This is a genomic window from Metabacillus indicus LMG 22858, from assembly GCF_000708755.2.
Lineage (GTDB): Bacteria > Bacillota > Bacilli > Bacillales > Bacillaceae > Bacillus_P > Bacillus_P indicus.
In genome coordinates, this window is record NZ_JGVU02000007.1 from 260,590 (window position 1) to 273,040 (window position 12,451).

A 12,451-nucleotide genomic window follows, 5' to 3' on the forward strand; every position below is an offset into this window, starting at 1 on the left:
TTGTTCACTCAATATCTTCTTGTTTAAACCAATCCAAATGTAAATGATGTTCTGGATCTGTACGCTTCATGTGCTGCAAGCCTGTGAGTATGCAGCCCCGGCACTAGAAGTGATTCCGGAATCCGCTGCGTTTCAACGCAGATTGCCGCATATGGCCCTTTAGCCTGTTCCGCCTTCAGCGGATGCACCGTGTCCATTTTGTTGGCCGTATAAATGACCGCTGCAGGCTCTGACGTCTGCACCGTCATCTTCCGGCCGCTTTCTTCTTCCTGAACGATGATTTGGTTAAGGTCGCGCTGTTCAAGAAGAAAAAGGTGATCATACCCGTTTCCGGCATTAATAATATGCCGATTGTCTGACTCTGCTGCTTCTCTTACCAGTTTACCAGTTTTCAGATCAAACGGGGTGTCTTTTACAGGAATCCACTTTCCTGTCGGGAGCTGATCCTCGTCCATTTCTGCGATGCCTTCTGCATTCAGCTGAAGCGCATGGCCGAGCACGTCCCGCCCGCTGTCTGCAGACAGATTGAAATACGCATGATTTGTCAGGCTTAACCACGTATCCTTGTCAGACCGTGCTTCATAGTCAATCGTAAACGTATTGTCGCAGTCAAGCGTGTAGGTCACCTGCACGTCAAGGTTGCCGGGATATCCGCCCTCTCCGTCCCTGCTGAAGTGTGTAAGGACAGCAACAGCTGCATCATCCCGCTTTTCCGTCCTGACGTTCCAGTAAACACTGTGAAAACCGTGCGGACCGCCGTGCAGCTGGTGCTCCCCCTCGTTTGCCTCAAGCTTGTAAGGACCAAGCTGCGCGTCCTGAATGCGGCCGGCAACGCGACCGATCAGAGCACCGAGGTAATACGGATTTTCGAGATACTGTTCCGCGTGGTCATATGCGAGAACAACATTTTCAAAGGTTCCGTTTTTGTCTGGTGCCATAATGGATGTGATGGTCCCGCCGAGGTTCAGGAAGCTGACTGAGTATCCCTGGCTGTTTTCAAGGGTGTATTTCTCAATGTTTTGCTGCGGATGCTTGAGAATCGTTTCGTGAAGGATGTTCATGCGTATCGTTCCTCTCTGTTTTAAACACTCTATAAAGTGGTTAAAATGCTTATTCCCTTCAATAGTTCGTTTAAAAACGCCCGCATCCTCCAGAACCCTGCTGAATTTTATGCCAACTTCTTTTTTCAGGACAGCATCGATCGTTTTCTTTTCAAAAGTTCCGTATTTGGCCTGCAGCTGATTGACCCATTGGAGGTGGTGTTCAGGAACAGAACCGCCTTCACCAAGCAGGTGAGCTTCGATCTGCTGAAGTTCGTTTTTCAGCCGCTCCGGAAGGACAGCAAGTCCCATGACTTCAATCAGGCCGATATTTTCTTTTTTGATGTGATGGAGGTCCGCATGCGGATGGAAAATGCCCATCGGGTGCTCTTCGCTCGTTCGGTTGTTGCGCAGAACAAGATCAAGCTCAAACTCGCCGCCGCGCATTCTGGCAATCGGTGTGACCGTCTGGTGCGGTTCATCTCCTGTAAAGGCCAGAATATCCGCCTCACGGTTCGAGTACGTTTTCCACGTATTCAGCACGTGCTCTGCTGCCTCAACAAGCGGGGCTTTGTCCGCAGAACGCAGACGCAGCACAGACATTGGCCATTTTACTCTTGCGAACGACACATCAGGAAAATGCGGAATTTCAAATACTGCTTCATCCGGTGCCTCCGCCATCGCAAATGAATAGCGCCCTGCCTGATAGTGGTCATGCGATAGAATCGAGCCGCCGACAATAGGAAGATCTGCGTTTGAACCTATGAAATAATGCGGGAACTGCTCAACGAACGCAAGCAGCCTCCTGAAGGCGTCCCCGTTGATTTTCATGTCCCGGTGCTCTCCTGATAAAACAATGGAATGCTCGTTGTAGTAAATATACGGAGAGTACTGGAAATACCACTTCTCGCTCTCTAGCGAAAGTTCAATAATCCGGTGATTGGCGCGTGCCGGATGGCCTATGCGCCCCGCGTACCCTTCATTTTCTGCGCAAAGGAGGCATTTCGGATAGGCTGCATCGTTTTTGGCAGCCTTCTCTCTTGCAATGTCGCGCGGGTCTTTTTCCGGTTTTGAGAGATTGATGGTGATATCAATCTCCCCGTACTCAGTTGGGGTTTTGTAATGGATGTTTTTCGCAATCCGTTTTGTCTGGATGTAATTGCTGTTCTGACTGAGTTTATAAAAGTAATCGGTCGCAATTTCAGGCGACAGGCTGTAGTATTCTTCGAATGTCTGCTGAATGTGGGATGGTTTATCTAAAAAGACATTCATCAGGCCTGCAGACAGTTTTTCTTTTTCATCAAAGGTTCCCTCAACCACCCCGCGTCTGGCTGCGTCTTCAACCAAAACGTCCAGGAGATCCGGAACTGTCAATAGAGTCTCAGGCAGACCGCATTCTTCATAGGCATCAATCCCAAGCAGTCCGATCAGCTGATTCCGTGCGTACACGCGGTCTCTGTCTGTGATGAATTTTTTCTGGATGGCTTGCTCTGTTAATTGATTGACGAATGAAGACATGTTCATCTGGAATCCTCTCCATATCCGTGTGGTTTTGTTTGATGCCAGTTCCACGCATCCTGCAAAATCGTTTTGATGTTTGTTCGCGCCGGCTCCCAGCCGAGAATGGCTTTTGCTTTACCAGATGAAGCGACGAGCGTGCTCGGGTCGCCTGCTCTGCGAGGTGCGGCGGCAGCAGGAATCGGATGGCCCGTCACTTCGCGCGCCTCCCGAATCATCTCGCTGACTGAGAAGCCGCGGCTGCTGCCGAGGTTGATAATGGTGCTCTCCCCTTGTCTGCTCAAATAGTTCAAGGCAAGAAGGTGTGCATCAATCAGGTCTTCTACGTGAACGTAATCACGGATGCATGTGCCATCAGGCGTCGGGTAATCATCTCCGTAGATCGAGATGTGCTCTCTCTGTCCGAGCGCCACCTGCAGGATAATCGGCACCAGGTGTGTTTCAGGTGTGTGATCTTCGCCGATTTCAGCATCTGCCCGCGCGCCCGCCACATTGAAATAGCGGAGAGACACATAACGGATGCCGTATGCTTGCTCGCACCAGCGCATCATTTTCTCCATCATCAGCTTGGATTCGCCGTACGGATTTGTCGGGTTTGCCGGTTCGGTTTCCGTAATCGGAACAGTCTCCGGTTCGCCGTAAACAGCTGCCGTAGACGAAAAGACAATCTCTTTTACACCGTGCTTTTGCATCACTTCAAGCAGGACCTGGAGCCCGTAAACGTTATTCCGGAAATATTTGAGCGGCTTTTCCACTGATTCGCCCACTAAGCTGCTTGCAGCAAAATGCAGCACCTGGGTGATAGTCTCTTTTTCAAAAACGCTGTTTAAAAAGGATTCGTCTCTTAAGTCCCCTTCGTAAAAGCTTGCTTCAGGGTGAACGGCTTTTCTGTGCCCGGTCTGCAGATTGTCGACCACAACCGTGTCGATCCCCCGGCCGATGAGTTGGTAGACGGCATGGGAGCCGATGTAGCCGGCCCCGCCAAGAACTAATACGCTCATATGTGAACCCCCAATTCGATTTCGCATGCTCCGTCCCCGATGTTTGCGATGTAAAAGGACGCTTCGTAGCCGATTTCAGAGAGATATGCACGGCCTACTTCTCTTAAAAAGTCTTCAGCCGCCGTTTTCTCTACAATGGCAATCGCACAGCCGCCAAAGCCTGCTCCCGTCATCCGCGCGCCAATGACGCCGTTTTGTTTCCAGGCAGCTTCCACTAATGCATCAAGCTCTTTTCCTGTTACTTCGTAATCATCGCGAAGGGAGCGGTGGGACGCGTTCATGAGCTCGCCGAACGTATACAGGTCGTTCCTTTCAAGCGCTTCGAGAGCCTGAATCGTCCGCTCATTTTCGCTCACAGCATGACGCGCGCGCTTACGGACGGTCTCACTGCTGATTGCGGATGCATAGCGTTCAAACGTTTCAGCTGATAGTTCGCCAAGTGACTGCGCAGGCACTTTTTCCTGCAGAATACGGAGTGCCTCTTCGCATTCCCCGCGGCGTTCATTGTATTTTGAACCAGCAAGCTCTCTCCGTTTGTTCGTATTCATGATGACAATTACGTGGTGATCGAGCTCAATCGGTGCATAGCGGTAGTTCAGTGTCTGGCAGTCAAGCAGCATCCCGCACGCTTTTTTCCCCATGCCGATGGCAAACTGATCCATGATGCCGCTGTTGACTCCGATATATTGATTTTCAACGACCTGCCCAAGCTTCACCATGTCAATCCGGTCGATTTTCAAATTGAACAGTTTTTCGAGCATGACGCCTGTGACCATTTCAACCGATGCGGATGAAGAAAGCCCTGCCCCGTTCGGAATGTTTCCGTAGATTAAAAGGTCCAGCCCTTCTTCGATGGCGTATCCGCGTTCCTTAAGGGCTGCTATCATGCCTTTCGGATAGTTCGCCCAATCGTCTTCGGACCTGTAAGCTAAATCGTCAAGCGGGCACTCCACAATGCCTTTGTCAGGAAAATTCACGGAGTACATGCGAATCATTCGGTCTGAACGCTTTGCCGCAAGGGCATACGTTCCATACGTGATCGCACATGGAAAGACGTGTCCGCCGTTGTAATCCGTATGTTCCCCGATCAGGTTAATGCGTCCCGGAGCGAAAAAACTGCGGTAGCTCCCGCTTCCAAATGTCGATTGGAATAATGTTTCCAGTTCAGCCGCATTCATTGTGTGTGTCCCCCTTTTGACCGTGCCAGAATTTTCGTCTCAAACGGCTGCAGCACTTCTCCTTCAAAGACCGCATCTTCATCATTGTGGTTCATGACGATGGCATGCTCTCCTCTGATGACCACTTCGACACCCGGAGCTGATTCGATATAGGAGATGCCGGACTCGTTCAAAACAGATAATGCAAGCTCACCCAGCACCTTTTCTTCTGCACCGGTTCCGACGTAATAGGCTTTTCCTTCCCCAAATTTGTTCACCGTAACAGCGGCATAGTTTTTATAAAAACGGTCGCTGTAGGTATACAGGGTTTCCGCTGCTGCCGGACGGACAAGGTCTCTCCATACGCTGCCTGACGCTTCTGTTTTACTGTCGGCTGAAACAATGGAGACGTGCTGGCCGCCGTGAAGCGACTCAGCCTCATCGATTTCAATTCCAAGCAGATCCTTCAGCTGATAAGGTGCCTTTTCACCGAACGGGATATTGTTGTCTTTGTTTTTCATGCCTGCACGGAAGGAGAAAATCACCGTTCCGCCGTTTTCAGCAAAAGCTTTCAGTCTTGCGGCAAGTTCGTCGTCAACCAGTGTGAGCACCGGGACGAGCACAACTTTATAGGATGAAAAATCATGATCGTACCGCAGGACGTCAACCGGTACATTTACATCATGGAAAGGCTGATAGAGCCTCATCAGTTCGTTTGTAAATTCAAGCTGCGAGCTCTGCTGCTGGATGCGCATTGACCAGACGTTGTCAAAGTCATAAAGAACGGCAACATCTGCCTCAATCGGCGCCTGGAATACCTCTTCATGCTTACGGACTTCTTTGAATACTTCCTGCACCTCGTAAAATTTGCGGGAACGCGTGTTGTCTGCATCAAGAATGCCGAGGCAATACTGCTCAGCCCCTCTGTTCATGCCGCGGAACCGGAAGTAAAGCATGTTGCTGCACCCGTGTGCGAATGCATGATAGGACCAAAGCTGCGCCTGGCCGGGTCTTGGCAGGTAGCCGATGATATCATGTCCCTGTGCACCCATCAGCTGCTCAACGATCCAGAAGTTTTCACGCTTGATGCCGCGGACAAATCCTAGAGTGAATGACAGAAAAGCAGGCGATACCGGTTTCGTCAGTCCTCCCCATACTGGATAGTTGTCATAGGAAACGAAATCAAGTTCTCTTGAAAACTCGTTATGGTCAAACCATTTTCCGAAAAAGCCGCCAGGAAGATTCGTCGTGACTTCCTGATGTGAGCCTTTCAGCTTTTTTACGAGATTCAGATGCATTTTCGCGAAGCTGCTGAGAGATTCGCTTCTGAATCTTGCCCAGTCAAGCATCATAGCCGGGTTATGAACCGTAATTGTCGGTTTCGGGACAGGGACTTCATCGAATGCGTTGTACGTCTGCCCCCAGAAAATCGTGCCCCAGCGTTTGTTCAGCTCCTCAGCCGTTTCATATTTTCTCTCAAGAAACCGGTGAAAGGCTTCTCTGCACCCGCCGCAGTAGCACATGTCACTGCCTTCATGGCCAAGCTCGTTATCAATCTGCCAGGAAACAATGCCGCTCTCATCCTGATAGTGTGTGACCAGTTTTTCTACGATTGCAAGAGAGTAAGTCTGATAGGTTTTTGAATTATAGCAGTACTGTCTTCTGCCCCCGAAAGATTTCGGATGGCCGTGTTCATCTTCAAGAAGAATATCAGGGTGTTTTTTGACAAGCCAGGCAGGAAACGTAGCCGTCGGAGTGCCGAACATAACGGCGATTCCCTCTTCTTTAAACCTTTTGATGACTCCGTCAAAAAAAGAGAAGTCGTACTTTCCTTCTTCAGGCTCCATCAAGTGCCAGGCGAACTCGCCGATGCGCACCATGTTTACGCCCATTTCCTTCATTTTTTCAATATCTTCGCCGAACAGGGATGGATCCCAATGCTCTGGATAGTAATCAACGCCTAAATACATGTCTCATCCCCCATTTTTCGTAAGGTAAAATACGTGTGACTGAAAATCTCCGCTGCGTTCTGCAAGCTGCTTATTGACGCCGTTGTACTGGACAGGAAGCGGCATTCCTCTTTGCATCAGCTCATCTCCGCCGTATTCAGCGCCGTTCACCCTGTACGTGCTGTCTGCTTCGAGCCCCGCAAGCTTCAGCGTCCTGATTTTTTTCGGAGTTGCTTCCGCAAGCACCTGATACCAGCCGACAAGCGCTTCAGAACGGTCTTTGGACACAATCATCCAGGCGGTTTCGTTTGATTCAAACGGGCTGATCAGCCGGTGGAAATCGCCGTTTCTGACCAGTGTGCGGTGTGACTTGTATGTCTCGATTTGTTTTTTTACTTCTTCCTTCTCTTCCTCTGTCATTTTGTTCGGATCAAGCTCATAGCCGAACGTGCCGAAGTAGGCGGCATCCCCGCGCATTTTCAGCGAGGTTTTGCGCAGCGTCTGATGGTTCGGCACGTCTGATACGTGGGAGCCGATGCTGTAGATCGGATATACAAAAGATGAGCCGTACTGGATCTTAAGGCGCTCAACGGCATCCGTGTCATCACTTGCCCATGCCTGCGGTGCATAGTAGAGCATCCCGGCATCAAACCGGCCCCCGCCTCCTGCACAAGATTCAAACAGGACGTCCGGGTACTTCTCTGTCAATCTTTCATATAACTCATAGACTCCGAGGATATAGCGGTGGAAAAATTCTCCCTGACGGTCCTGTCCAAGCGCTGCGGAGTAAGCCTCCGTGATGTTTCTGTTCATATCCCATTTGATGTAGCTGAGCTTTGCCGACTCGATGATGGAGGACATCCGCTCATACAGATAATCAACGACTTCGCCGCGCGTATAATCGAGCACCCACTGATTCCGGCCGTATGTGACCGGCCGCTCAGGATCATGAATCACCCATTCAGGATGCCTGCTGAAAAGATCGCTCTCCTCAGAAATCATCTCCGGCTCAAACCAAAGACCGAATTTCAGCCCTTCGCTGCGTACCGCATCAGCCAGGGCATCGATGCCTTCAGGCAGTTTCTTCAAATCGACGAACCAGTCGCCGAGAGAAGTTGTATCATCATTGCGTTTTCCAAACCAGCCGTCGTCAAGGACAAACAGCTCAACACCGAGCTCTTTAGCCTGCTTTGCAATCGCTGTAATCTTATCAGCGTTAAAATCGAAATACGTAGCTTCCCAGTTGTTGATCAGAACAGGACGATCCCGTTTCTGCCAGACGGGCGCGATAAGGTGATCCCTGAACAGGTCGTGCGTGGACTGGGTGAGCCCGTTCAACCCTTCATCAGAATACGTCAGAACGGCTTCAGGTGTATGAAACACCTCGCCCGGGACCAGATGCCAGCTGAACTGAAACGGATGAATTCCCATCTGGATGCGTGCTGCATCGTAGTGATCCACTTCCGCCTGCGCTAAAAAGTTTCCGCTGTATACGAACTGGAAGCTGTACGCTTCTCCGGAAGTTTCTGTTGTATTTGCACGTTTAAACGCCATATACGGATTGTGGTGATGCGAGCTTGCGCCTCTAATGCTTGAGATGGACTGGATACCCGTCTGAAGCTTTCGTTCTTTTAAATGGCGTTCTCTTGACCATGTTCCGGCAAGATGGACCATCGTAAAATCACTGTCTGAAAGATCAAGGGAGAGACTCATCATTCGCTCAATATCGACCGGCTGCTCCCCTTCGTTTTCAAGACTCGCGTGACGGGCAATAGATGCAGAGTGTTCGAAAATCGTATAATAAAGCTTCAATGTCAGCTTTCTCAGTTTATCTGTGAGCGAGATGATCAATGTACTTGCATCACCTGCATTCGCAAACGTTGCAGGAAGACCCGGAATCCGCTCTTTTCCTTCCTTTATTTCAAAAGATGTAAATTCAAACTTGCTGACAGAACTTCCGCCTGGATGCCTCAGGGAGATGGCAGGCTCTCTGAAATCGCTCGTGCCGTACACCGGATATTCCTGGCATACTGTCTCAAGGGAAAAAGCCGGATCATCCTTATAAGGATGACAGCTCGCAGCTGTCGGAATGTGATAGGCGGCAAAATGGGAAAAGTCAGGCTGGTGATTCAGCCGTTTTCCATAATACAGCTGGCCAAGCTCCCCGTTTTTCATCACATGAAAGATATAGCTGACCGTTTTGTTTGCAAGGTGGAATTGGTTGCGTTCTTCATTCATGAATATAGGCATCGCAGTATGCTCCTTTAGCCGAGTTTTGGTTCGTCCGTAAACGTAATCGAGCAAGTTTCATTTCCCTCAAGCTCCATCACGAGAATGTCATTCTTTCCTTCTTTCAAAAGCGGGCCCGGAACGTACAGGCGCTGCTGCGGACCTTCTGTCACCCAGTAGCGTCCGAGGTTAAACCCGTTTACCCAGACGTTTCCTTTTGTCCATCCTTCAAGATCAATAAAGGTATCTGCCGGCGCGTCTGCCGTCAGTTCCCCTTTGTAGAAGCGCGGATAGCGTTCGTCTTTTCCTTCTATAAAAGCAAAATCCGCATCATCCATCTCAATCGGATAAACCTCCCAGTGGAACCAGTACTGATTTCCGATCCAGAGATTTTCCGTGATGCCTTTTTTGTCCTTCAAATGCTTGCCGTAATTGACGCGGCCCATGTTTTCCACGAATACCTCAAGGATGTTTTCCTCATTCGGAAAGGAGAGGGTAATCGTTTTTTCCGGATCATTGCGGTATATGGTGCGTTCAAGCTTTCCGTTGATATAGATAAACGCTCTGTCACGTATCGGCGTAGTGTCCATTTCAAGGTCGCCTTGTTTTGTTATCACTGTTTTATAAAGAATATAGCCGTAATTCTGGTCGAGCTCCTCCATCGGTTTCGGAGCGATAACGTTTTCCGGCTTTAGTGTGCGGATATAATCAAACACGCTCATCTTGGCGTCCAGATTCACTTTGCCATAACTTTTCTTAACAGAAGGAGCCGGATTTTCCTCAGGTACTTCTCTGTTGTATTTGGAAAGAACGTTTTTCACCGCGAAGTACTTCTCACCAGGGTCTCCCCATTCGGTTAAAAGAGCATCGTAGTCATAGCTTGTAATGGTCGGTGAGTAGAACTCGTAATGATTTGCGCCGTTCATGAAGCCAAAATTTGTTCCCCCGTGGAACATGTAGAAATTCACGGACGCACCCTGTGAAATCATTTTTTCATACTCTGCGGCAACATCAGCCGCTTCCCGCGTGTGATGTTCACCGCCCCAATGGTCGAACCAGCCGATCCAAAATTCTGCGCACATTTCCGGTGAGTTTGGTCGAAACGTTTCGAGTGCAGCAAAGGCTTCCCCCGAGCGGGAGCCGAAATTCAAGGTTGTCACAGCATCCTGCATGGATCCGTGCTGAATGAATTCGGGTCCGTCCGAGGTGAAGAGCAGAACATCAATGCCTGCGTTTTTAAAAAGCTCTGCTGATGCATTCAGATACTCCAGGTCATTTCCATAGGCGCCGTACTCATTTTCAACCTGTACGGCAATGACCGGACCGCCGTTTGACGATAGATGCGGGACCATTTTCGGCAGCAGAACGTCAAAGTATGATGTCAGATGATCAAAGAACACAGGATCTGAGCTTCGGAGCACCATGCCGGGCTCTTTCAGGAGCCAGCCGGGAAAGCCTCCGAATTCCCATTCTGCACAGATGTAAGGTGCCGGTCTGAGAATGACATACAGCCCAAGCTCTTCTGCTTTTTTGATAAAGCCTTCAAGATCAGCCATGCCTTCAAAGCAGTACTGGCCTTTTTTCGGTTCATGCACATTCCATGGTATATACGTTTCGACTGTATTCAGACCGAGCTGCTTCAGTTTCAGCAGCCGGTCCTCCCAGTACTCTGGAACAACGCGGAAATAGTGAATGCTCCCCGATAAAATCTGAAACGGTTCTCCGTTTAAATAAAATTGCTTCCCCTTTGTTGTCAGCATCCTGTTTTCCTCCTATTTCACGGCGCTTCCAAGCATCCCTGAGATAAATTGCTTCTGCAGCACTAAGAAGAAAACGATAATCGGAACGGTTGCAATGGATACGCCCATCATTACCTGGCCGTAGTCAATATAAGAAAGACCCATTAGTGTCGAGAGTGCGACCGGGAACGTGTACATGCCTGCATCATTCAATACAACAAGCGGCCACATGAAGTTGTTCCACTGTGTCATGAACAGGAAGATGGACGCGGCTGCAAGTGCCGGACGCATCGATGGTGCAACGACTTTAAAGAAAATCTTGAGTTCTCCTGCTCCGTCAAGGCGCGCTGCTTCGATCAGCTCTGTCGGGAACGCAAGGAAGTTCTGTCTTAATAGGAAAATCGCAAACGGATAGCAAAGCTGCGGCGCGATGACCGCGAAATATGTGTTCAAAAGATTCAGCTCAGACATCATCCGGAAAAGCGGAATCAGCGTTGCCTGATACGGAATCATCATCGATAAAAGAAACGCGGTGAAAATAAAGTTTCTGCCTTTAAATTCGAATTTTGCCAGTGCATAAGCAGCTAGCGAACAAACAGCAAGTGCCGCCACTACATACAAGAGAGACACAAACAGCGAATTGAACATGACCTGCGGAATGTTGATTGATGCATTCAGGTTCTGGAAGTTCGTCATCAGCTGATCGCCCGGCGTCAATGTCGGCGGGTTTGTGAACATTTTGCCTGATTCATTTGTCGCCCCGATAAACATCCAGTAGAACGGGAAAATCGAGATGATCATAAACAGGATTAAAATGGCGTACATGCCGATTTTCTGCGGCAGCGAACGACTGCGCTTTTTCTTTGTCCCTGTTACGAACGTTGATTGAATCTGGTTGGTTGTTTCAGCATTCATCATCGATCACCTGCCACTTTAAATTGAATAAATGTGAGAATACCCACTAGAATTACTACCACATAAGCTACTGCTGATGCGTAGCCGAACTGGAAGAACTCAAATCCATTCTGGTAAATATACAGACCGAGAGTCATCGTTGAATCGGCCGGTCCGCCTTTTGTTAAGTTGAACGGTTCATCAAATAGCTGCAGCGTACCGATCGTGGATAGGGTTGCAGCGAAAAGAATAACCGGCTTAAGCTGCGGGATTGTAATATAGAAAAACTGTCTGATTTTCCCCGCGCCGTCGAGTGAAGCTGCTTCATACATATCATTTGGAATGTTTTGAAGAGCAGCAAGGAAAATGACCATGTTGTATCCTGTCCATCTCCATGTCATCGCAAGGATGATGGAAGCTTTTGCCCAAAAACTGTCTGACAGCCATGGAATCGCTTCCAGACCGAAGAAACCAACGACTGTATTAATGATGCCTTCCTCCTGAAGCATGATGGAGAAAAGGATTGAATATGCAACAAGAGATGTTACCGCCGGAAGGAAAAACGATACTCTGAAAAATCCTTTCAGGCGAAGGAGCCCGCTGTTCAGCACACTGGATAAAATCAGTGCAAGAAGCAGCATGATCGGCACCTGCACGATGAAGATAATGAATGTGTTCATCAGGGCTTTTCTGAAAATCGTGTCATTAAAAAGCGTAATGTAGTTATCAAGGCCGGTAAAAATATATTCCCCTGCTTCAAACGTCTGAAAGCTCAGCAACAGTGAAGCAAAGATCGGATAAACGGTAAAAACGAGAAAGAGTATAACTGCAGGGGCAATAAACATATAAGGAAATAACCGTGTTTGACTCATGCGAGATCCCACCTTAAATTACGAAAGGGCTGAATTTAGATTCGGCCCTTTC

8 protein-coding genes are annotated in these 12,451 nt (G+C 49.0%); all 8 read right to left on the minus strand.

Annotated features, from left to right (window positions below):
* Positions 1-23 precede the first annotated feature (23 nt).
* Positions 24-2,564 carry a UDP-glucose--hexose-1-phosphate uridylyltransferase gene (gene galT / locus AZ46_RS22530; RefSeq protein WP_081870242.1) on the minus strand — a complete coding sequence of 847 codons (2,541 nt, stop codon included), beginning with the start codon at positions 2,562-2,564 and terminating at the stop codon, positions 24-26.
* The gene (gene galE / locus AZ46_RS18675) at positions 2,561-3,559 is read right to left on the minus strand and encodes a UDP-glucose 4-epimerase GalE (protein ID WP_029285526.1); all 999 of its coding nucleotides are present in this window, start codon (positions 3,557-3,559) and stop codon (positions 2,561-2,563) included. Before galE ends, galT begins: the two co-directional genes overlap by 4 nt.
* A complete protein-coding gene (locus AZ46_RS18680) occupies positions 3,556-4,737 on the minus strand; it encodes a galactokinase (protein WP_029285524.1) in 1,182 nt (393 codons plus the stop codon). The genes galE and AZ46_RS18680 overlap by 4 nt, the downstream gene beginning before the upstream one ends.
* Positions 4,734-6,686, minus strand: a complete 1,953-nt coding sequence (locus tag AZ46_RS18685) for a beta-galactosidase (RefSeq protein ID WP_029285522.1) — start codon at positions 6,684-6,686, stop codon at positions 4,734-4,736. The genes AZ46_RS18680 and AZ46_RS18685 overlap by 4 nt, the downstream gene beginning before the upstream one ends.
* A gap of 3 nt (positions 6,687-6,689) precedes the next feature.
* Positions 6,690-8,915, minus strand: coding sequence for an alpha-galactosidase (locus tag AZ46_RS18690; protein WP_029285520.1), 2,226 nt, complete (start codon positions 8,913-8,915; stop codon positions 6,690-6,692).
* 14 nt (positions 8,916-8,929) lie between these two features.
* On the minus strand, positions 8,930-10,654 hold the full coding sequence (locus AZ46_RS18695; protein WP_029285518.1) for a glycoside hydrolase family 35 protein: 1,725 nt from the start codon (positions 10,652-10,654) through the stop codon (positions 8,930-8,932).
* A 12-nt stretch (positions 10,655-10,666) separates the two neighbouring features.
* The gene (locus tag AZ46_RS18700) at positions 10,667-11,458 is read right to left on the minus strand and encodes a carbohydrate ABC transporter permease (protein ID WP_029285516.1); all 792 of its coding nucleotides are present in this window, start codon (positions 11,456-11,458) and stop codon (positions 10,667-10,669) included.
* Positions 11,459-11,547: 89 nt separating this feature from the next.
* Positions 11,548-12,399, minus strand: a complete 852-nt coding sequence (locus AZ46_RS18705; RefSeq protein WP_029285514.1) for a carbohydrate ABC transporter permease — start codon at positions 12,397-12,399, stop codon at positions 11,548-11,550.
* Between the last annotated feature and the right edge of the window lie 52 nt (positions 12,400-12,451).

What these genes read in the sequence shown, in the direction of transcription:
- galT (WP_081870242.1), bottom strand. Translation starts at nt 2,564, where the DNA reads ATGAACATGTCTTCATTCGTCAATCAATTAACAGAGCAAGCCATCCAG.
- AZ46_RS18700 (WP_029285516.1), bottom strand. Translation starts at nt 11,458, where the DNA reads ATGTACGCCATTTTAATCCTGTTTATGATCATCTCGATTTTCCCGTTC.
- AZ46_RS18695 (WP_029285518.1), bottom strand. Translation starts at nt 10,654, where the DNA reads ATGCTGACAACAAAGGGGAAGCAATTTTATTTAAACGGAGAACCGTTT.
- AZ46_RS18690 (WP_029285520.1), bottom strand. Translation starts at nt 8,915, where the DNA reads ATGCCTATATTCATGAATGAAGAACGCAACCAATTCCACCTTGCAAAC.
- galE (WP_029285526.1), bottom strand. Translation starts at nt 3,559, where the DNA reads ATGAGCGTATTAGTTCTTGGCGGGGCCGGCTACATCGGCTCCCATGCC.
- AZ46_RS18680 (WP_029285524.1), bottom strand. Translation starts at nt 4,737, where the DNA reads ATGAATGCGGCTGAACTGGAAACATTATTCCAATCGACATTTGGAAGC.
- AZ46_RS18685 (WP_029285522.1), bottom strand. Translation starts at nt 6,686, where the DNA reads ATGTATTTAGGCGTTGATTACTATCCAGAGCATTGGGATCCATCCCTG.
- AZ46_RS18705 (WP_029285514.1), bottom strand. Translation starts at nt 12,399, where the DNA reads ATGAGTCAAACACGGTTATTTCCTTATATGTTTATTGCCCCTGCAGTT.